The sequence below is a fragment of the Alteromonas sp. ISO5 genome, assembly GCF_058105165.1.
Genome location: NZ_CM176572.1, coordinates 4,901,124 through 4,921,547, shown reverse-complemented (window position 1 = coordinate 4,921,547; position 20,424 = coordinate 4,901,124). Strand labels below are relative to the sequence as shown.

The following is a 20,424-nucleotide window of genomic DNA, read 5'->3' as shown; positions in this document are numbered from 1 at the left end:
GGAATGAAATTCACCCGATTAAATCCAGTGATTGGTGAAGTTGCCAGCGAGGCTGAAGCAATGAAGCCCGCAGACATGGCGGCGCTGGCAGAAAAAGCCCAAAAAGGCTTTGAAGCATGGTCAAAGGTCGGCCCTAACGCCCGTCGTGCGGTCCTGCAAAAAGCAGCAGCAGCACTGGAAAGTAAACAGGAAGCGTTTGTCGCTGCCATGATGGGCGAAACAGGTGCTACAGCGGGTTGGGCAATGTTCAACCTGATGCTGGCTGCATCGATGTTACGCGAAGCCAGTGCACTGACCACACAAATCAGTGGCGAAGTGATTCCATCGGATAAACCTGGTTGCATGGCTATGGCATTGCGCGAGCCGGTAGGGGTAATTCTGGGGATTGCTCCATGGAATGCGCCTATCATTCTGGGTACCAGGGCTGTGTCTACTGCACTGGCTTGTGGTAATGCCGTTATTTTAAAAGCCTCTGAGGTTTGTCCGCTTACCCATTCGTTGATTATTGAAGCGCTGTCTGAAGCCGGATTCCCGGAAGGTACCGTCAACATTGTGACTAACTCTCAGGACGATGCTGCTGACGTAGTTGGCGCTTTAATTGATGCCAAACCGGTCAAGCGCATTAACTTTACCGGTTCAACAAGTGTGGGTCGCATTATTGCTCGCCGTGCGGCAGATAATCTCAAGCCTTGTTTACTTGAATTGGGCGGTAAAGCGCCATTACTGGTGCTTGAAGACGCCAATCTTGCAGAGGCCGTAAAAGCTGCGGCTTTCGGCGCTTACATGAATCAGGGACAAATATGCATGTCTACCGAGCGGCTGGTGGTGGTCGACAGTATTGCTGATGAGTTTGTTGCAGCCTTTAAATCTAAGGTTTCGACGATGGAAACCGGTGATCCCCGCGAGGGTAAAACCCCGCTTGGCGCTGTGATCGATATGAAAACAGTGGAAAAAGTCAATGCACTGATTGATGACGCAGTGAGTAAAGGCGCAACGCTGGTCGTTGGCGGGAAAGCGGATTCAGTACTGATGCCTGCCACCATTTTAGATGGCGTGACCGAAGAAATGGCGATTTATGCTGATGAGAGTTTTGGGCCGGTGGTAGCGGTAATACGCGCAAAAGATGAAGCCGACGCTATTCGCATTGCTAACGACAGTGAATACGGATTAAGCGCCGCAGTATTTACCAATGATATTGCCAATGGATTAAAAGTCGCTAAACAAATCAAGTCGGGTATCTGTCATGTGAATGGTCCAACCGTTCATGATGAGGCGCAAATGCCATTTGGCGGTGTGGGCGACTCTGGATACGGACGCTTTGGCGGTAAAGCTGGCATTGACCAGTTTACCGAACTGCGCTGGATCACGGTGGAAACCGAGCCTGGTCATTACCCTATTTAATTACCCGGGTGCATTGTTTTCTGCGGTGCAGAGCATCGAAGGCACCCTAATCATATTGTGAAAGAGGATACCAACGTGTCAGTAGAAAGAAGTGAAGAAGAAACAGTTAAGGTAATTGTTGAGAACAAGATTGCCTGGGTGTACTACAACCGTCCGGAGAAGCGCAATTGTATGAGCCCTAAGCTCAACCGGCAGATGATGCGTGTACTGGATGATCTCGAATACCGCGACGATGTGGGCGTACTGGTGCTGAGTGGCGAGGGGACTGCCTGGACGGCAGGCATGGACTTACAAGAATACTTCCGTGAAAACGAAGCCAAGGGCCTTGGTGCAACACGTACGGCTCAGCGCGAGGCGTACGGATGGTGGCGTGCATTACGCTGGTATCATAAACCCACTATAGCCATGGTCAACGGCTGGTGTTTTGGCGGCGGTTACGGACCGCTGTTTAGTTGCGATCTGGCGGTATCCGCTGAAGATGCCACCTTTGGTCTGAGCGAAATAAATTGGGGTATTTTACCTGGCGGTGGTGCCAGTAAAGTGGTGGCGGACCTGATGCCGTTGCGTAAAGCCATGTATCACGCCATGATGGGTGAAAATATTAATGGTAAAACTGCCGTAGAATGGGGCCTTATCAACGAAGCGGTACCGGCTGAAGAACTCAAGGCCCGGGTTACCGAAATCTGTAATGTACTACTTGAGAAAAATCCGGTGGCACTTAAGGCCACTAAAGATGCTATTCGTCGGGTGAAAGAGATGACCTATGACAATGCTGAAGACTATCTGGTCCGAGCTCAGGAAGCCGCTAACAGCTTCGACAGTGACGGTCGCAAAGAAGGCATTAAGCAGTTTATCGACGACAAAACCTATAAGCCTGGATTAGGGGCTTATGATAAATCCAAGCAACAAAACTAAGCGAGGCCGCTATGGATTTTGTGACCCTGCAGGCGCGATTACGGCCAAGAAGTATCGCTGTTAACGATGTCACTCATCACCGGACCTGGACCTATGCCGCGTTCGATACCACTATTAATCAACTGGTTAGCTGGTGTCAGGGTAATGGGTTAAAGCAGGGTGACAGAGTGGCTTGTCTGTCTAAAAACCGGGCTGAGCTGGTTGCCTTGCACCTAGCTTGTGCCCGGGCCGGATTGTTGTTTGTGCCGCTAAACTGGCGGTTGGCCAAAGAAGAACTGGAAGCATTGATGAGTGACTGCACTCCGGCTATTCTGATAGGCGATGAAACCGCCGTGGCTATGCAGTTCAGTCATTATGATATCAATCAGTTGTTTAGTGATTGTGGTGCACTACGTGCTTCATTCCCTGAGTATAACGAGCATACGCCTTCACTTATTCTGTATACCTCCGGGACGACAGGTAAACCCAAAGGCATTATGCACAGCGAAGCAACGCTGATGGAAACCACGTTGAACATGATTCAGCTGGGACAGGTAAATGAGCACAGTGTATTTCTGTGTGAAACGCCCATGTTTCATGTCATTGGCCTGGTGTCCTGTGTTCGCCCGGCCCTATACTGTGGCGGCAGCCTGGTCATATCTGATGCGTTTGAGCCGTCTCGAACGCTGTGCCGGCTGGCCGATGAGTCGCTGAAGATCAGTCATTATTTTTGTGTGCCGCAAATGGCGAACATGTTGCGTCAGCATGAACAATTTGATGTCAGCCGCCTTAAAAACCTGAAAGCCTTACTGACCGGTGGCGCGCCCCATCCTGAAGTTCAAATCCGTGCCTGGCTCAAAGATGGAATTCCCATCGTTGATGGCTATGGGATGAGTGAAGCGGGAACCGTATTTGGGATGCCGTTTGACCTTGACATACTGGATGAAAACGCGGGTTGTGTTGGCCTGGCTACGCCCAGAGTTAAAGTCAGACTAACCGACGATAACGGCCAGGAGGTCAGTGACGGCGAAGCGGGCGAAGTTGAAATTAAGGGCGGCAATTTGTTTATAGGGATCTGGCAACAGGAAGCCCAATTCAAAAAGTGCTTTACGGCAGATGGCTGGTTTAAAACCGGTGACATGGCTGTATGCAATAGTGCCGGCTTTTACCGCATAGTCGATCGCAAAAAGGATATGTTTATTTCGGGTGGCGAGAATGTCTATCCGGTAGAGGTTGAGGGTGTAGTGCTGAAGCATCCGGCCGTTAAGGATTGTGCGCTTATCGGTGTGCCTGATGAACGCTGGGGCGAAGTCGGTCACCTGTTTGTAGTGCCGTACAACGAACAGGACTTTGCCAATGACGAACGTTTTCTTGCTACGCTCAATGATCATCTTGCACGGTATAAAATTCCCAAATATATGACCCTGACTGAGACTATTCCCCGCAACGGTGCAGGTAAAATTCTACGCACGGTATTGCGCGAACGGGTTGTCCATTTATTGCAACAGCATTAGTTGTCATTTCTGACCTTTCAGCATCGGCCAAACCGCTAAATCCGGTGCTGAACCCCTAGCTTTACTACCATTGAAAACCAAAAGTCCGTATAATCCCGCGAAAACGTATGGCCCTGGTTTTGCTGCAAGACAAGCTGACTGCAATATGGCATTCAGGCACTGGGCCGTCACCTCCGAATTAAAATCAGGTTTAGTGAATGACCCAGCTGTTAGAAGAAATCAAACGTCGACGTACGTTTGCGATTATTTCGCACCCGGACGCCGGTAAAACCACCATCACCGAAAAAGTGCTACTCTACGGACAAGCGCTACAGACAGCCGGTACCGTAAAAGGTAAAAAATCCGGGCAGCATGCCAAATCAGACTGGATGGAAATGGAAAAAGAACGGGGGATCTCAGTAACCACCTCCGTTATGCAGTTTCCCTATGGTGATCATCTGGTTAACCTGCTCGATACGCCGGGACACGAAGACTTCTCTGAAGATACCTATCGCACCCTGACTGCGGTTGACTCTTGTCTGATGGTGATCGATGCAGCAAAAGGGGTTGAGGACAGAACCCGCAAACTGATGGAAGTTACCCGCTTACGGGATACGCCGATTATCACTTTCATGAACAAACTCGACCGCGATATTCGCGATCCGATGGAGTTGCTTGATGAAGTGGAAACTGAGCTGAACATTGCCTGCGCCCCGGTCACCTGGCCAATTGGCTGTGGTAAACAGTTCAAAGGGGTCTACCATATTCACCGCGATGAAACGATCTTATATAAAACCGGTCAGGGCCACACGATTCAGGACGTCCGTATCATTAAAGGACTGGACAACCCGGAATTAGATACTGCGGTAGGCGAAGGGTTGGCTGCCGAGTTCAGAGACGAGCTTGAACTGGTGATGGGCGCATCGAACGAATTTGATCAGGAGCTGTTCCTGGCCGGTGAAATCACCCCGGTATTTTTTGGTACCGCACTGGGTAACTTTGGTGTGGATCATATGCTTGATGGTCTGGTGGAGTGGGCGCCACAGCCGCAGGGGCGCGAAACCGACAACGACCGGGTGGATGCCCTGGATCCGAAGTTCAGCGGTTTTGTCTTTAAGATTCAGGCCAATATGGACCCTAAACACCGTGACCGTATTGCGTTTTGCCGGATAGTGTCGGGTAAATACGAAAAGGGCATGAAAATGCGCCACACCCGGATTGGCAAAGATATCCGGATTTCTGATGCGTTAACGTTTTTAGCCGGCGATCGGTCATTGCTTGAAGAAGCTTACGCCGGGGATATTATTGGTTTACATAATCATGGCTCCATTCGTATTGGTGATACCTTTTCCTCAGGCGAAGATTACCGCTTTACCGGTATTCCTAACTTTGCGCCGGAACTGTTTAAACGTATCCGCCTGCGTGATCCGTTAAAGATGAAGCAATTGCAAAAAGGCCTGATTCAGCTATCAGAAGAAGGCGCTGTACAGGTATTCCGCCCGCTGGCTAACAACGACCTGATTGTTGGTGCCGTGGGTGTGCTGCAGTTTGACGTGGTAGTGGCACGCCTGAAAGCCGAATACAACGTTGATGCACTGTATGAGCATGTCAGTGTGGCTACTGCCCGCTGGGTATATTCCGATAGTGATAAAAAGCTTGATGAATTCCGCCGCAAAGCGGAACAAAACCTGGCGCTGGATGGTGGTGATAACCTGGCGTATGTGGCGCCAACCATGGTGAACCTGTCTCTGGCACAGGAACGCTACCCCGATATTGAATTTAGAACGACTCGCGAGCACTAGACATTACAATGAATATTCACGCACTCCTTATTTCTCGTTTTTCTCAGGCCTTAAGTGACATGGGCATTACCGACGCGCCGGTTCCGGTTGCGCGCAGTAGCCGACCTGAGTTTGGTGAATATCAGTTTAATGGTGCTATGGCGCTTGCCAAGCAGCTCAGGCAAAAGCCTCGAGATATTGCCAGCACCATTTTAGAACACGTCAAGCTAGACGACGTGGCCAGTAAACTCGACATTGCCGGGCCTGGTTTTATTAATATTCACCTGGCCGATAACTGGCTGGCGCAGCAATGTCAACAGGCGCTGGAAGATACCCGTTCAGGTATACCGGCTCAGGCATCTCAAACCGTCGTGGTCGATTACTCATCGCCTAACCTGGCTAAAGAGATGCACGTTGGTCACCTGCGTACCACCATCATTGGTGATGCAGTGGTTAAACTGCTGGAGTTTCTGGGGCACAAGGTGATTCGTCAGAATCATATGGGTGACTGGGGTACCCAGTTTGGCATGCTGCTGGCGCACCTGAGCGACAAACTCAGCGCTAATGCCGTGGCCGAAACCGCTTTGTCAGATCTGGAAAACTTTTACCGGGAAGCCAAAATCCGCTTCGATGAGGAAGACGGTTTTGCCGATCGGGCCCGTGAATATGTAGTGAAATTGCAAAGCGGCGATCAGCAGTGTGCTGAGCTATGGCATTTGTTTATCGACGTGTCTATTTCTCACAGCGAAGAAGTTTACCAGAAGCTCAATGTTAGCCTGACCCGTCAAGATATCATGGGCGAGTCTGCCTATAACGAAGACTTGCCTCACGTGGTGGCCGAGCTGAAAGAGAAAGGCATTGCGGTGGAAGATCAGGGCGCTCAGGTCGTGTTCATTGAGGAGCTTGCTGATAAAGAAGGCAAGCCGGCAGTGTATATCGTGCAAAAATCCGGTGGCGGCTATCTGTATGCGACCACCGACCTGGCAGCCATGCGTTATCGTAGCGGTAAGCTGGGCGCCGATCGTACGTTAATCCTGACTGACGCCCGTCAGGCTCTGCACTTTAAACAAACTGAAATTGTTGGTCGCAAAGCTGGCTTTATGCAACCGGAGCAAACCTATGAGCACTGCCCGTTCGGCATGATGCTGGGCAGCGATGGCAAACCGTTTAAAACCCGCAGCGGCGGCACGGTGAAACTGGTGGAGTTACTGGATGAAGCCGTGGAACGTGCACGTAAGCTGCTGGCCGAGAGAGATACGGGCTTAACGGCTGATGAACTGAACGATGTGGCGCGTAAGGTGGGTATTGGTGCTGTGAAGTACGCTGACCTGAGTAAAAACCGCACCACCGACTACGTGTTTAACTGGGATACCATGCTAAGCTTTGAAGGCAACACCGCGCCTTATCTGCAATATGCCTATACCCGGGTGCAGAGTCTGTTCCGTAAAGCAGAAGTGAGCCCCACCGCACTGAATGCCACCATCAGTATTGAACATGCTCAGGAACATGCGCTGGCGGTACAGCTGTTGCAATTTGAAGAGCAACTCAACGTCGTCGCCCGGGATGCAACGCCTCACGTACTGTGTAGCTATTTGTATGATTTAGCCAGCCACTTTATGAGCTTTTATGAGGCTTGTCCGGTATTAAAGAGTGACGTGCCTGAAGCCACCCGCAACAGTCGTTTAGCCTTATCGGCGCTGGTCGCCAAAGAACTGAAGCTAGGGCTGGAGCTGCTGGGCATCGAAACGTTAGAAAAAATGTAAGGCTGATAAACGGCCATACTCACTTGGTAAATAAGGAAGACATCATGATTAAAGTACTGGCATTCTCTGGTAGCACCCGCAGCGGCTCATTAAATCAGGCGTTGGTGGAAAATGCCGCCGCTGCCGCGCGCGAGGCGGGTGCAGACGTCACGGTGATCAACCTGGCTGACTATGCAATGCCCATTTTTAATCAGGATGAGGAAGACGAATACGGTATACCGGAGCGGGCGCAGGCATTTAAGCAATTACTTATCGACCACGACGCTTTTTTAATTGCCAGTCCGGAATACAACAGCAGTTACCCGGCGGTGCTGAAAAATGCCATCGACTGGGCATCGCGTCAGGCCGGCGATGAAGCCGTGCTGGCGGCTTACAAAAACAAAGTGGTTGGTCTGATGGCGGCGTCGCCGGGTGCACTTGGTGGTATGCGGGTGCTGGTGGTATTGCGCATGCTGATGCAAAATCTGATGTGTGTGGTGACGCCGGCTCAGGTTGCGGTGGCCAAAGCGGCTGAGAAGCTGGACGAAGCAGGGAAGCTCACTGACGATACTGCTAAGAAACAGTTAGTCAACTTAGCCTCGCAAGTGGTCTCCATGGCCGAAAAGCTTAAGGATTAACAGGCATCTGTGTGCGCACTTTGCATCCAAAACGACTGTTAAAAGCAGGCCAAATCCGGTACTATCCGGGCCCTGAAAAATGAATCAATAAAAAGGTCATTATGTTTGAAGTAAACCCTGTGCTAAATGCGATTCGGGACATCCGTGAGCGTACCGCAGCGCTTCGGGGGTATCTTTGACTTCGATGTAAAGTCAGAACGCTTAGAAGAAGTTAACCGCGAACTGGAAAGTCCGGACGTGTGGAATGAGCCAGAACGAGCTCAGGCTCTCGGTAAAGAAAAAGTGGCTCTGGAGCAGGTGGTAGAAACCATTGTTAACCTTGAGCAGGGCGCCGAAGACGTTGACGGACTGGTGGAACTGGCCGTTGAAGCAGAAGACGAAGAAACCTTCGTTGAAGCACAGGGCGAGTTGGATGGCCTGATCGCGCAACTGGAAACCCTTGAGTTTCGTCGGATGTTTTCAGGTCCTAATGATACCTGTGATTGCTATCTGGATATTCAGTCTGGCTCAGGCGGAACCGAAGCGCAGGACTGGGCCAATATGCTGCTCAGAATGTATTTGCGCTGGGGCGAGGAGCATGGCCTTAAGACCGAACTCATCGAAGTATCCGACGGTGACGTAGCGGGCATTAAAAGTGCCACTATCCGGTTTGAAGGTGAATATGCTTTTGGCTGGTTACGCACAGAAACCGGCGTACACCGTCTGGTGCGTAAATCACCTTTCGACTCTGGCAACCGTCGCCATACGTCTTTTGCATCAGCGTTTGTTTATCCAGAAATTGACGATGATATCGAAATTGATATTAATCCGTCGGATTTACGCATCGATACTTACCGGGCATCAGGTGCCGGTGGTCAGCATGTTAACCGTACCGATTCTGCCGTGCGTATTACCCACGAGCCAACCGGTATTGTGGTGCAGTGTCAGAACGACCGTTCACAGCATAAGAACAAAGATCAGGCGATGAAGCAGTTAAAAGCCAAACTCTATGAGTTTGAACTGCAAAAACAAAACGCTGAAAAGCAAGTCATGGAAGACAATAAGTCAGATATCGGCTGGGGCAGTCAGATCCGGTCTTACGTGCTGGATGACTCACGCATTAAGGACTTGCGCACCGGCGTTGAAACCCGAAATACCCAGGCCGTCCTGGACGGTGGGTTAGATAAATTTATTGAAGCCAGCCTGAAATCGGGGCTGTAGTAACTCAACTTTAAGTGAACAGACTATGAGCGAAAAACAACTCGACGAAAATAAACTGATTGCCGAGCGCCGCGCCAAGTTAAGCGCAATCCGCGAAAACTGTCGCGCTAACGGTTTCCCGAATGGCTTCCGTCGCGAAAATTACGCCGAGGAACTGCAAGGGCAGTTTGGTGAGCTGGATAAAGAAGCTCTCGAAGCGCAGGACAACCAGGTGAGTATCGCGGGTCGGGTAATGGCCAAGCGCGGTCCTTTCCTGTTATTACAGGACATGACTGGCCGCATTCAGGCTTATGCTGACAAATCCACGCAAAAAGACATTAAAGCCCGCTATGGTTCACTGGACATTGGTGACATCATCGGCGTGGCAGGTGCATTGCACAAATCCGGTAAGGGTGATCTATATGTGAATATGGCCAGCTACGAACTGCTGACCAAGTCTTTACGCCCGTTACCTGAAAAATTCCATGGATTAACCGATCAGGAAACCAAGTACCGCCAGCGTTATGTGGATCTTATCACCAGTGAAAAGACCCGCGAAACCTTTGTAGTGCGCAGTAAAATCGTTAATGGTATCCGCAACTTCCTGACCACCCGTAACTACATTGAAGTCGAAACGCCAATGTTGCAGGTTATTCCGGGCGGGGCGACAGCGAAGCCGTTTGTGACTCACCACAACTCGCTGGATATCGATATGTATTTACGTATCGCGCCGGAGTTGTACCTCAAACGTCTGGTAGTGGGTGGCTTTGAGCGAGTGTTCGAAATTAATCGTAACTTCCGTAACGAAGGATTATCTACCCGTCATAACCCGGAATTTACCATGCTGGAATTCTATCAGGCCTATGCAGATTACAACGATCTGATGAACCTGACCGAAGACATGCTGCGTACACTGGCACAAGACATCTTAGGCACTACTGAACTGGTGAATACCGTACGTGATACGGAAGGTAATGTTGTAGAAGAAAAACACTACGACTTTGGTAAACCTTTCGACCGCCTGAGCATGGGTGAAGCTATCCTGAAATACTGGCCGGAGGCTAATGAAGCTGCAATTCGCGATCCCGAAGCGCATTTGGATGAGCTGAAGGCAATGGCAAAGCAACTGCATATTAAAGAGCCGGAAGTCGATGGTATCTGGGGCGCAGGTAAATATCTGTGCGAAATCTTCGAAGCGACGGCCGAAGAAAAGCTCGAACAGCCAACCTTCATTACCGAATATCCATGGGAAGTGTCACCGCTGGCACGTCGTAACGATGCGAACCCGTTTATTACCGACCGGTTTGAGTTCTTCGTCGGCGGTCGCGAACTGGCCAATGGCTTTAGTGAGCTTAACGACCCGGAAGATCAGGCTGAGCGTTTCCGCAAGCAGGTAGAAGAGAAAGACGCCGGTGATGACGAAGCCATGCATTATGACGAAGATTATATCCGCGCGCTGGAATTTGGTTTACCACCAACGGCCGGTGAGGGGATCGGTATCGACCGCCTGACCATGCTGTTTACTGACAGTCCAACGATTAAAGATGTGATCCTGTTCCCGCATATGAAGCCGGAAGTGCAGGCTCAGGACGCGGAATAAGCGCTAAAGCGCTTGTACTGCTTTGTATAAAAGGGTATTGATGGGCACATCAATACCCTTTTTCTTTGCCCGTTTAACAATGTAGCCGTTGATCCCTTCTATCTCGGTGGTGCGTCTGTGGACCACATCCTGATGCATACTGGAAAAGTTCTCTGCGGTGCGTTCGATCACGTTAAATACCAGAGTGGTGATTGTATTTACCTCAAGCTCTATCTTACATGCGCTGGCAACCGCACACACTTCTTCACAGACCCCGGTAATCGTCTCAGCATACTGTGCTGCCTGCAGGCCGCCGTTGGGGATATTGTTAAGCGCGGTTAACGGGTTGATAGCGCAGTTAACCGCGAGCTTTTGCCAGAGTGCAGTTTCGATATCATCGCGCCAGGTCACCGGTCCGATACAGCGGTTCATTATTTCAGCAATATGGGTATTCAGCGGCGTAGATGCGGTGTGGCAGGGAGAGCAACCTAACATGGTTTCACCTTGGCCGGTATGCCTGATGCTTGTTGCCGAAGTCTTGAGTACGCCATGGCTGGTTGTGGCCAGAAACACTGGATTATCCGGCAGATATTTAACTGCCAGCTCCATCCCCCCCATACCGTTGTGGAGCAGGATCACTGCTGACGCTACTGGTAGCCTATGCCGCCACGTCTTCAGCGCTTCTTTGAGCTGCGTCACCTTAAGCGGTACTATCAATACATCGGCGGCTGTGAGCGCATTGCCACTACAAGTTAGCGGCTTAAGGCTCACCGATTCTCCGTTGAGTAATTCCACATGGTTCAGCGCAGTGCTACCATCCCTTGGCCATAATCGATAAGGCGTAGCGGATAATTGTGCACCTGCGGCACAGAGCCCGCCAATAGCGCCACTACCGAGAATATTCACAGTCATTGTCATGTCAGACGTCCTCACCTCGGGTTTTACTGGTGTATTTGGGCCAGTTGAGCGTATTGGGATGGGGGGCTTGGGTAAGCCAGCCTGCTATACTATTGTGTGCAAAGTACTCGCCACTGGCCGGCTTGCAGAATACGCTCACCGGCTCCCCAGCATACTCAAACTCAAGGCCCCAGGCATGCAGATATAATCTGTCTGCGGAGGCTGCGCTGTAAAGGGTATCGCCAACAATGGGGCTGCCCAGGCTTTTCATGGCAACGCGGATCTGGTGAGTTTTACCACTTAAAGGTTTCACCAGCATCAGACGTGGCGCATCGGCAAAGCCATAACTGAAAAACTGGGTGATCGCAGGATTATGCTGTGACTTTAATAGAATATGCTGACCGTTGCGGCGGTTTTTCATATCGCCGGCTATAGTGCCCTGTTTCTTTTTGGGTTTCTTCTCTACCAGCGCCAGATAATATTTTTGTATCTGTCGGGTGCGAAATAAGACTTCAAAGCGCGCCGCTGCCTGGCGGTTGCGCGCCAGGATCAAACAGCCCGAGGTTCCATCATCAAGCCGGTGAACCAGATGTAAGTCAGTTTCACTCAGCGTTTTACAAACATGTTGCAGGATGCCGTGTTCAGCATCGTGCATGGTAATTCCGGCAGGCTTGTTTATAACGAAGAAATCGGCATGACTGAGAATGGCTTCAGTCATCAGGCATTAGCGTCTTCTAAAATAGCCAGCGCTTTGTCATATTCAAGAGACGACACCGCATCGACTAACTCCTGCTGGTCACTGCTATTAAGATTAAGCGTTGTCAGCCAGTCATTAAGCTTCTCGTCATTGATGTATTCGTGGTGCTGTAGTGCCTGACTCAGCGCCTGAAAGGTTTTCTGTTTCTCGTCTGATGGCGCGGTTTTAGCGCTAACATTTATTTCAGAATCGTTTGGCAGTTCTTCGATTACCCGGATAGTCTCAGCTAGGCGGTGGATTAATTCTTTCAATGAGGACTGTTCGGGCTTACCCAGTTTAAGTTCTTCATTTACCAGGCGGCTTGATTGATATACTGCCGTGCAGCCAAGGTTGCCCGACACGCCTTTTAAGGTGTGTATCAGATTCTCGGCGTCTGTCATTTCGTGTTGGGCAAGCATGGTTTGCAAGCGGGTATCCAAAGATTGATACTCAGCAGCAAACTTGCGCAACAGGCGATATAACAGGCTACGGTTTCCATTAAGTTGCCGTAATCCGAAGTCAAAATCTATTACCATTGGCTGTTCTTGCATAAGTTCCTGTAATCTCGATATATCTGTAAATACGAAAAAATGCCGACGAGGCTTTAACAGTACACATTTACGTGTAATTATTGTTAAAGTCGTCACGTAAACTTAACGTACCTTCGCAGATGGATGCTTCATCCACTAATTCCGGAATGTTTAATGTTGTTCAGATTTGTCCTTTTGGGTTTGATAGCCCATTCAATATATGGTTGCTCTCAGACATCCGATCTCTCACCTGCCAATACAAAAAGTGTAGCACAACCTGTTGCTATTGCTTATGAAAAATATCAGTTAGAAAACGGACTTACCGTTATTCTTCACGAAGACCATTCTGATCCGCTGGTGCACGTAGATGTGACTTATCATGTAGGCTCAGCCAGAGAAGAAGCTGGCAAAACGGGCTTTGCCCACTTCTATGAGCACATGATGTTTCAGGGCTCTGTCAATGTGGCAGACGAACAGCACTTTAAGCTGATTACCGATGCTGGGGGAACGCTTAACGGTTCCACCAATCGTGACAGAACCAATTATTATCAGACCGTACCGGCCAATCAGTTGGAGAAAGTGTTATGGCTGGAGTCAGATCGGATGGGCTTTCTGCTACCTGCCGTGACACAGGAAAAGTTTGAGATCCAGCGTGAGACAGTGAAAAACGAACGAGCTGAGCGCATTGATAATCAGCCTTATGCCCGACGCCACGAGAAAATAGGCGAGGTGCTGTATCCTGAAGGGCATCCTTATTCCTGGTTGACGATTGGCTATACTGAAGATCTCGACCGGGTGAATGTTAACGACCTTAAAGCATTCTTCAAGCGCTGGTACGGGCCTAATAATGCGGTGTTATCCATCGGTGGTGATATTAATGTCGCTCAGACCAAAGCCTGGATTGAAAAATATTTTGCTGGTTTGCCAGCCGGCCCGGAAGTGAATGCTCAGCCGCCAGCGCCCGCCTCACTTAGTGAAAACAAGTTTATTACCATGCAGGACAATGTGCATTTGCCGCTGGTACAAATAGTCTTTCCCACTGTGTACGCAAGGCACGAAGACGAGGCTGCGCTGGATGTATTGGCCAGTATTCTGGGCAGTGGCAAGACATCGGTATTTTACGAGCAACTGGTGAAAACCGGTAAAGTGGTTCAGGCCGGTGTTTCTCATCCTTGTAGTGAACTGGCCTGCGAATTTAATCTTGTGGCCCTGGTTTCGCCGGAGTCCGAGCACACACTGGCCACGATTTACAGCGACATTGAGGCGATTCTGGCAGACTTTGAAAGTCGCCCTTTCGACGAAGATGCTCTGGCCAGAGTCAAAGCGAATATAAAAGCATCTACTATTTATGGCCTGCAGAGTGTCAGTGGCAAAGTATCGACCCTGGCCTATAACGAAACCTTTTTTGGCAAGCCTGATTTAATGAACGAGGATGTTGAGCGTTACAGCGAAGTCACCAAGGAAGATGTATACCGGGTTTTCCATCGGTATATTAAAGGCCGGGCAGCGGTTGTTCTCAGTGTTGTGCCCGAAGGTCAGCCCGCCTTGGCGGTGAAACCTGCCACTGTCAGTCAGCCAGAGCGTCAGGTAGTGGCGAATGCCACTAACCAGCAGGTGACTACCGACCAAACGCCGACGTCTGATTTTGACCGTAGCCAAATGCCTGAAGCGGGTGAACCACCGGTAGTGACTATTCCCAGTTTCTGGCAACTCAAGTTGCGTAATGGTATTCAGGTACTTGGGGTTACTAATGATGAAACGCCCACGGTAACCATTACTCTGGATTTGGATGGCGGTATGTTACTGGATCCGGTGGATAAAGCCGGCTTATCAACGTTTACCGCGCTGATGATGAACGAATCGACGTTGAATTATTCTAATGAGGACATGTCGAACGCGTTGGCTAAAATGGGCTCCTCCATTAGTTTTGCCAGTAACGGCCGGTATACCCAGGTCTTCATTTCCAGTCTGACAGAGCACCTAGATGAGACCCTGGCGCTATTGGAAGAGAAACTGTTTAACCCGGCGTTTAAAGCCGAGGATTTTGCCCGTATCAAACAGCAACTGCTCGACAACATCATTGCCCAGCGCAAAGAGCCGGGTGCAATCATGGAACAAGTAAAAACGGCCGTATTGTGGGGCGGAAATAATCGTGTTGGTTTGCCTCCCGGCGGTACTGCAGAAACCGTATCCCGAATTACCCTGGACGATATTAAAGCGTTTTATGAGCAGTACTACGTGCCGGCAAAAGGTACTATTGTGGTAGTGGGAGACATGACTCCCGGTCAAATCACCACTTATTTTGACTTTATCAACACCTGGCAGGGGGCTGACTATCAAATCGCTGATTACGGCGACTTTCCTGACTATAAACATCAACAAATTTTACTGGTGGATGTCCCTGGTGCTGCTCAAAGCCTGGTCAGAATGGTTGAGCGGGCGATGCCCTATGATGCTACCGGCGATTATTTTCGTGCCCAGTTGATGAACTTTCCGCTCGGTGATGATTTTAACAGCCGTATTAATCTTAACCTGCGTGAAGACAAAGGCTACACCTATGGGGCATTTTCAGCGTTTAATGGTGGTAAAACCCTGGGCTGGTTTGAAGCCGGTGCCGATCTGAATCAGGAATTTACCGCGGCGGGTATTATGGAGCTGCTGGCTGAGATCAATCATTATAAGCAACGCGGTATCACTGATGCAGAGCTCAGTTATTTGCAAAATGCCTTTACGCTGAGTGAAGCATTAGAATACGAAACACCACTGGATAAAGCCGCCTTTTTACGACGCCTGCTGGCCTATGATCTACCGGTTAATTATAAAAAAGCACAAAAAGCTCTATTGCTGAACATCAGTAAAGCTGAAATTGATGCCGTGGCAGCTAAGTCTTTACATCCGGAGTTATTGCAAATTGTTGTTGTGGGAGACAAAAGTGTGATCCTGCCCCAACTTGAAACCCTCGGCATTACTATTAAAGAAGTGAGCCCTGCAGGCCTGCAATAACAGTGTTTTTGTGGCTCAATCGGGGGAGGAGCGCCATAAATTAACCTCGTTGAGCTATGAATTATGCTTGGGTCGATATAAATATTTGATATTATACGACCCACAGCTAACCGTCTTGCAACCAATGTAAGTCGCAACCGACATTATGGAATCGACATTGCGCCCACTGACTCACGACCTTTCTTACGATTTTGAGGCCCTTAAATCATCTTCAGCGTTTTCTGCACTCAGTGCGATTAAACGTGGGGTTGAACGCGAATGCTTGCGGATAAATCCAACTGGCATGCTGGCGATGACGCCGCATCCAAAGGCGCTGGGAGCAGCCCTTACCCATGAGAGTATCACCACTGATTACTCTGAATCGCTGCTTGAGTTTATTACCCCGCCTGAGTCTGACGTTAATACTACACTGGCGCAGTTAGAAGACGTGCACAAATTCACCATTAATAATATAGGTGATGAACGGCTGTGGCCGCTAAGCATGCCTTGCTTTATTGAAAATGCGCAAGATATTCCCATTGCCTATTTTGGTGAGTCTAATGTCGGTAAAATGAAGAAAGCTTACCGTATGGGATTACGCAATCGCTACGGCAGCCTGATGCAGGTGATTTCCGGAGTACACTTCAACTTTTCTGTCCCAGACACATTCTGGCAGCACCTGGCCAGTCAGAAAGGCGTAGAAGCCACTCAGGAATGGGTGTCTGAACAGTATTTTTGTCTGATCAGAAACTATCGTCGCAGTTGCTGGTTAATTCCGTATGTATTTGGCGCTTCTCCTGCGTTGTGTAAGTCCTTTGTTGAAGGGCGTGAACACGGCCTGGACTTTAAACAGCTCGGGCGCGGAACGTTATATTTACCTTATGCAACCTCGTTACGTATGAGCGGATTGGGTTACACCAGTAATGAACAGTCTTCTTTGCGTATTTGCTATAACTCAATTGATTCGTATGTGCAGTTGTTGCGCGAAGCAATGTATTCGCCGTCAAAAAATTACGCCGGCTTTGCGGCCGGGGAAGGCGGTCATTATCAACAGCTCAGTAAAAATGTGCTGCAAATTGAAAACGAATTTTACTCGCCAATCCGGCCGAAGCAGCCCACCGTATCAGGTGAGAAACCCACCGATGCCCTGGCATTGAGAGGCGTAAGTTACATCGAGATTCGGGCGCTTGACGTTAATCCGTTTAGTCCGGTTGGTATCGATAAAGAGCAAATGCATTTCCTGGATGTATTCCTGATGGCGTGCCTGCTTACCGAGAGCCCTAAGTTTGATGCAGAGCGCTATAAAGAGACCGAGGTGAACCTTAATCGGGTAGTACTTGAAGGGCGTAAGCCAGGCTTAACCTTGCTGCAAAATGAGCAGGAAGTTGCCATGCGTGACTGGGCCGAAGCACTGTTTGTACGCTATGCCGAAGTGGCTGAGTGTATGGATGAAAACTATAACGACAATCGCTACAGCGAAGCGGTTAAACGTGAATGGCTAAAAGTGGACGATCCTGACTTAACTTTCTCAGGGCGCTGGCTGAATAAGTTACTGGCAGAAGGTGATAACGCGGTAGTGGGTCGTGAGCTGGCAGAAACCTATCGTCAGCAAATTACTGATTTTAATTACCAGTTTAAATCGGCAGAGGATTTTGTCGCCGAAGCTGAGCGTTCTTTCGTGGCTCAGCGAGAAATTGAAGCCAGTGATAACATGTCTTTCAGCGAGTTTATCACCGACTATTTTGCCCGGGAACCCGCCAAAAAAAATGCCTGACACGGGTCAGGCATAAGAATTTGTTCCAGGGAAACACACTTTCGGAACATGAGTTTGGACAGCGTATGTACAAAAAGTTCAAAAAAATTTGCATCTTTTTTTCTGGCTGGGTAATTTTTTTACCGATAGTGATCACAGGTTGTGCTACCACGCCGCCGAAAGACACCAGCAACCTGTGTGAGATCTTTTACGAAAAGGAAGATTGGTACGATGCTGCGGCTGACATGCGTGATAAATGGGGCGTACCCATCCACGTGCCCATGGCCATGATGTACCAGGAAAGTTCTTTTCGTCACGATGCGCTGCCGCCCCGTGATTACATTCTCTTCGGACTCATTCCCTGGGGCAGGGTGAGTTCGGCTTATGGCTATTCTCAGGCCAAAACGCCCACCTGGAGCGACTACATTCGCGAAACGGGAAATTCCGGCGCTGACCGCGATGATTTTGAGGATGCCATGGATTTTATGGGCTGGTTTATCAGTAAAACCCACAAAATTAACGGCGTCTCAAAATGGGATGCCTACGCACAATATCTCAATTATCATGAAGGGTGGGGGGGCTACCGGCGCAAAACTTATCTTAAAAAAGGCTGGCTGGTAAAAGTTTCTCAGCGCGTTAAAGGCCGTTCACTGCGCTATGCTACGCAATTAAAAACCTGCGAAGAAGACCTTCAGAAAAGCTGGTTCTGGAAGTTATTTGACTAACGCCCGAGTGGTCGTGCAGAGCACTCTCGAACGAAAAAAGCAGGCGGGCAATGTACCCGCCTGCCAGAAGTGGGATTCCGTCCAAGACCGTAAAATTTCCGGAAACCCAACAGGCATATTTACTTTAATCTAAATGATAACTATTATCAATAAAAGTTTTGAAAACCCTGTATATTAGGTTAGCCGCATTCTTTTGATCCAGGTCATGCTTTGCGCCAGATGGCTATTTTGATATTGATTTGGATCAGCGTTTTTTCTGCCTCTCAGGCGCACACTATCACCATAGAAACAGCAAATAAAAAGGTGATTGTTATGTGGTCAATGTTATTAAAAGATCCGGTTGTATGGGGCTCATTACTTGGCATTTTTATCGTATGCGCAATGATGGTGTATTACACTTACTTGTTTATCCACAACAGCGGCGATGACCATAAGTAAACCGCAAATGGCTGAAGCCTGAATGTGATTAGCGTTTTTTGTTAAACGGTGACTCGACTTCCAGCAGCACCAGCAAGGCACCCTGCCCACCATATTCCAGTGGTGCCTGATGGAAGGCCATCACTCTGGGATGTTGAATAAGGTAATGGGGCAGCGCCTGTTTGAGGACGCCTGAGCCCACACCGTGCACAATACACACACAGTCGACATGTTCCTGCCACGTCGTATGCAGTAAAGCCGCTAACTCATGTTTAGCCTGCGCTCTGGTCAGGCCGTGTAAATCAAGAATATAGTCCGGGTTGTACGTGCCCCGGCGCAACCGTTTAAGCTCATAACCGGGCACATCCTGTCGGCAGTAGCGAAGGGCGCCTTCTGGCGGAATAAAACCTTCAAAGGCGTCGGAAAATTCAAAGCTTGCCCTGGCCTGCCGGTTAGCTTTTTGCTGGCGACGAATTTTCACTTCCGGGCGGATCGTCTCTGGTACGTAAGTATCCTGCTTCAAAGGCGCTACGCCTTTAATTTCTTGCCGAAATAACGCCATATCATCACTGTCTTCGGTGTCCTGCTCGGCGGTGACAGGGGGAAATTGCGACTTAAATTTCACAGGTCAGGTTTCCTAATCTTCATTGCGGGTGATTTTGCATTAAATTAAGCATGTCCGAAGCGGACAACATTAGGTATCATACCAGCTTTATAATTTCAGGACATTGTAGCCCGTATGACCGACAAGTTTTACCTCGACGAAGCCATTGCTGATCTGCACTCCATTTTAGACATGGTGCGCTGGGCGGTTAGTCGGTTTAATGATGCAGAACTGTTTTACGGTCATGGTACCGACAATGCCTGGGATGAGGCGGTGAGCCTGGTGTTTTATGCACTGCATTTACCTCACACATTAACCTCTCAAACCGGTGACGGAGTGTTTGCAGCGAGGCTGACCAAAAGTGAGCGCAGTAAGGTCGCCGAGTTGGTAGTGCAACGAGTGCAAACCCGTTTACCACTCCCTTACATAACGCATGAAGCCTGGTTCTGCGAACTGCCGTTTTATGTGGATGAGCGGGTACTGATCCCACGCTCGCCGTTTGCCGAACTGATCCAGGGCAAATTTGTGCCATATCTTAGCAACACTCCAACCCGAATTCTGGATATGTGTACCGGCGGCGGTTGTATAGCCATTGCATTGGCTTACGCGTTCGATGAGGCCCAGGTTGATGCGGTGGACATCAGTGCCGATGCTCTGGCCGTGGCAGAACTGAATATAGAAGAACACGGACTGAGTGAACGGGTTTTCCCTTTGTACTCTGATTTGTTCAGTCAGCTCGAGGGACAAAAATACGACTTAATCGTATCGAATCCCCCTTATGTGGATGCTGAGGATATGGCCGACTTGCCGGTGGAATTTCAGCACGAACCCGAACTGGCGCTGGCTGCTGGCGAGGATGGCCTCGATTTAGTGGAGACCATGATTGCCCGGGCCGCGGATTATCTTACCGAGCAGGGCGTCATGTTTGTTGAAGTCGGCAACAGCCTGGTGCATATGGCAGCAAGGTTCCCGGGACTGGATATTGAGTGGGTCGAACTGGCACAGGGTGGCCATGGTATATTCGCTGTAACCAAAGCAGCATTAGACAGTTACAACCAACAGGATAAATAAAA

The 20,424-nt window shown here is 49.5% G+C and carries 17 protein-coding genes; 13 read left to right on the top strand and 4 right to left on the bottom strand.

All coding sequences use genetic code 11. The features are described from left to right. Positions 1 to 3 precede the first annotated feature (3 nt). The 8 genes from AC2T0J_RS22290 to lysS all read left to right on the top strand — a co-directional run bounded on the left by AC2T0J_RS22290 (position 4) and on the right by lysS (position 10,728). The gene (locus AC2T0J_RS22290; protein WP_489807912.1) at positions 4 to 1,401 is read left to right on the top strand and encodes an aldehyde dehydrogenase; all 1,398 of its coding nucleotides are present in this window, start codon (positions 4 to 6) and stop codon (positions 1,399 to 1,401) included. Between the two features lie 75 nt (positions 1,402 to 1,476). Then, positions 1,477 to 2,316, top strand: a complete 840-nt coding sequence (locus AC2T0J_RS22285) for a p-hydroxycinnamoyl CoA hydratase/lyase (RefSeq protein ID WP_489807911.1) — start codon at positions 1,477 to 1,479, stop codon at positions 2,314 to 2,316. Between the two features lie 11 nt (positions 2,317 to 2,327). Then, positions 2,328 to 3,809, top strand: coding sequence for an AMP-binding protein (locus AC2T0J_RS22280; protein ID WP_489807910.1), 1,482 nt, complete (start codon positions 2,328 to 2,330; stop codon positions 3,807 to 3,809). A gap of 197 nt (positions 3,810 to 4,006) precedes the next feature. After that, positions 4,007 to 5,590, top strand: coding sequence for a peptide chain release factor 3 (gene prfC / locus AC2T0J_RS22275; RefSeq protein ID WP_489807909.1), 1,584 nt, complete (start codon positions 4,007 to 4,009; stop codon positions 5,588 to 5,590). Positions 5,591 to 5,598: 8 nt separating this feature from the next. Further along, on the top strand, positions 5,599 to 7,332 hold the full coding sequence (gene argS, locus AC2T0J_RS22270) for an arginine--tRNA ligase (RefSeq protein ID WP_489807908.1): 1,734 nt from the start codon (positions 5,599 to 5,601) through the stop codon (positions 7,330 to 7,332). 44 nt (positions 7,333 to 7,376) lie between these two features. Next, on the top strand, positions 7,377 to 7,949 hold the full coding sequence (locus tag AC2T0J_RS22265; RefSeq protein WP_489807907.1) for an NADPH-dependent FMN reductase: 573 nt from the start codon (positions 7,377 to 7,379) through the stop codon (positions 7,947 to 7,949). 101 nt (positions 7,950 to 8,050) lie between these two features. Then, positions 8,051 to 9,149 (top strand): peptide chain release factor 2 gene (gene prfB / locus AC2T0J_RS22260; protein WP_489807906.1). Its coding sequence is split into 2 segments (ribosomal slippage): positions 8,051 to 8,125 and positions 8,127 to 9,149, totalling 1,098 coding nucleotides; the frame shifts between segments, so codons are not numbered across the junction. A gap of 25 nt (positions 9,150 to 9,174) precedes the next feature. Beyond that, positions 9,175 to 10,728, top strand: coding sequence for a lysine--tRNA ligase (lysS, locus tag AC2T0J_RS22255; protein WP_489807905.1), 1,554 nt, complete (start codon positions 9,175 to 9,177; stop codon positions 10,726 to 10,728). A 3-nt stretch (positions 10,729 to 10,731) separates the two neighbouring features. Here the strand turns inward: lysS and AC2T0J_RS22250 are convergent, their stop codons facing one another. The 3 genes from AC2T0J_RS22250 to AC2T0J_RS22240 are packed head-to-tail and all read right to left on the bottom strand — an operon-like array spanning position 10,732 to position 12,891. Further along, on the bottom strand, positions 10,732 to 11,625 hold the full coding sequence (locus tag AC2T0J_RS22250; RefSeq protein ID WP_489807904.1) for a ketopantoate reductase family protein: 894 nt from the start codon (positions 11,623 to 11,625) through the stop codon (positions 10,732 to 10,734). A 1-nt stretch (position 11,626) separates the two neighbouring features. Further along, entirely contained in the window at positions 11,627 to 12,322 is a 696-nt protein-coding gene (locus tag AC2T0J_RS22245; RefSeq protein WP_489807903.1) for a TIGR01621 family pseudouridine synthase, read from the bottom strand. Beyond that, positions 12,322 to 12,891, bottom strand: coding sequence for an Hpt domain-containing protein (locus AC2T0J_RS22240; protein WP_489807902.1), 570 nt, complete (start codon positions 12,889 to 12,891; stop codon positions 12,322 to 12,324). Before AC2T0J_RS22240 ends, AC2T0J_RS22245 begins: the two co-directional genes overlap by 1 nt. Positions 12,892 to 13,044: 153 nt before the next feature. Between AC2T0J_RS22240 and AC2T0J_RS22235 the strand changes: the two genes are divergently transcribed. The 4 genes from AC2T0J_RS22235 (at position 13,045) to AC2T0J_RS22220 (ending at position 18,768) form a co-directional block, all read left to right on the top strand. Next, positions 13,045 to 15,873: a M16 family metallopeptidase gene (locus tag AC2T0J_RS22235; RefSeq protein WP_489807901.1), complete on the top strand. Its 2,829-nt coding sequence runs from the start codon at positions 13,045 to 13,047 to the stop codon at positions 15,871 to 15,873. 145 nt (positions 15,874 to 16,018) lie between these two features. Beyond that, complete coding sequence (gene gshA / locus AC2T0J_RS22230) at positions 16,019 to 17,626, top strand: glutamate--cysteine ligase (RefSeq protein ID WP_489807900.1); 1,608 nt, start codon at positions 16,019 to 16,021, stop codon at positions 17,624 to 17,626. Positions 17,627 to 17,691: 65 nt separating this feature from the next. Then, positions 17,692 to 18,330, top strand: a complete 639-nt coding sequence (locus tag AC2T0J_RS22225) for a transglycosylase SLT domain-containing protein (protein WP_489807899.1) — start codon at positions 17,692 to 17,694, stop codon at positions 18,328 to 18,330. Positions 18,331 to 18,642: 312 nt separating this feature from the next. Beyond that, positions 18,643 to 18,768, top strand: a complete 126-nt coding sequence (locus AC2T0J_RS22220; protein WP_489807898.1) for a DUF3149 domain-containing protein — start codon at positions 18,643 to 18,645, stop codon at positions 18,766 to 18,768. A gap of 28 nt (positions 18,769 to 18,796) precedes the next feature. On the opposite strand, the gene smrB is transcribed toward AC2T0J_RS22220, so the two are convergent. Then, the gene (smrB, locus tag AC2T0J_RS22215) at positions 18,797 to 19,372 is read right to left on the bottom strand and encodes an endonuclease SmrB (protein WP_489807897.1); all 576 of its coding nucleotides are present in this window, start codon (positions 19,370 to 19,372) and stop codon (positions 18,797 to 18,799) included. A 114-nt stretch (positions 19,373 to 19,486) separates the two neighbouring features. Between smrB and prmB the strand changes: the two genes are divergently transcribed. Further along, positions 19,487 to 20,422, top strand: coding sequence for a 50S ribosomal protein L3 N(5)-glutamine methyltransferase (prmB, locus tag AC2T0J_RS22210; protein ID WP_489807896.1), 936 nt, complete (start codon positions 19,487 to 19,489; stop codon positions 20,420 to 20,422). Positions 20,423 to 20,424: the final 2 nt, after the last annotated feature.

Coding starts and splice junctions, on each gene's coding strand:
- AC2T0J_RS22290 (WP_489807912.1), top strand. CDS start 4: ATGAAATTCACCCGATTAAATCCAGTGATTGGTGAAGTTGCCAGCGAG.
- AC2T0J_RS22280 (WP_489807910.1), top strand. CDS start 2,328: ATGGATTTTGTGACCCTGCAGGCGCGATTACGGCCAAGAAGTATCGCT.
- prfC (WP_489807909.1), top strand. CDS start 4,007: ATGACCCAGCTGTTAGAAGAAATCAAACGTCGACGTACGTTTGCGATT.
- argS (WP_489807908.1), top strand. CDS start 5,599: ATGAATATTCACGCACTCCTTATTTCTCGTTTTTCTCAGGCCTTAAGT.
- AC2T0J_RS22265 (WP_489807907.1), top strand. CDS start 7,377: ATGATTAAAGTACTGGCATTCTCTGGTAGCACCCGCAGCGGCTCATTA.
- lysS (WP_489807905.1), top strand. CDS start 9,175: ATGAGCGAAAAACAACTCGACGAAAATAAACTGATTGCCGAGCGCCGC.
- AC2T0J_RS22250 (WP_489807904.1), bottom strand. CDS start 11,625: ATGACAATGACTGTGAATATTCTCGGTAGTGGCGCTATTGGCGGGCTC.
- AC2T0J_RS22245 (WP_489807903.1), bottom strand. CDS start 12,322: ATGACTGAAGCCATTCTCAGTCATGCCGATTTCTTCGTTATAAACAAG.
- AC2T0J_RS22240 (WP_489807902.1), bottom strand. CDS start 12,891: ATGCAAGAACAGCCAATGGTAATAGATTTTGACTTCGGATTACGGCAA.
- AC2T0J_RS22235 (WP_489807901.1), top strand. CDS start 13,045: ATGTTGTTCAGATTTGTCCTTTTGGGTTTGATAGCCCATTCAATATAT.
- gshA (WP_489807900.1), top strand. CDS start 16,019: ATGGAATCGACATTGCGCCCACTGACTCACGACCTTTCTTACGATTTT.
- AC2T0J_RS22225 (WP_489807899.1), top strand. CDS start 17,692: ATGTACAAAAAGTTCAAAAAAATTTGCATCTTTTTTTCTGGCTGGGTA.
- AC2T0J_RS22220 (WP_489807898.1), top strand. CDS start 18,643: ATGTGGTCAATGTTATTAAAAGATCCGGTTGTATGGGGCTCATTACTT.
- prmB (WP_489807896.1), top strand. CDS start 19,487: ATGACCGACAAGTTTTACCTCGACGAAGCCATTGCTGATCTGCACTCC.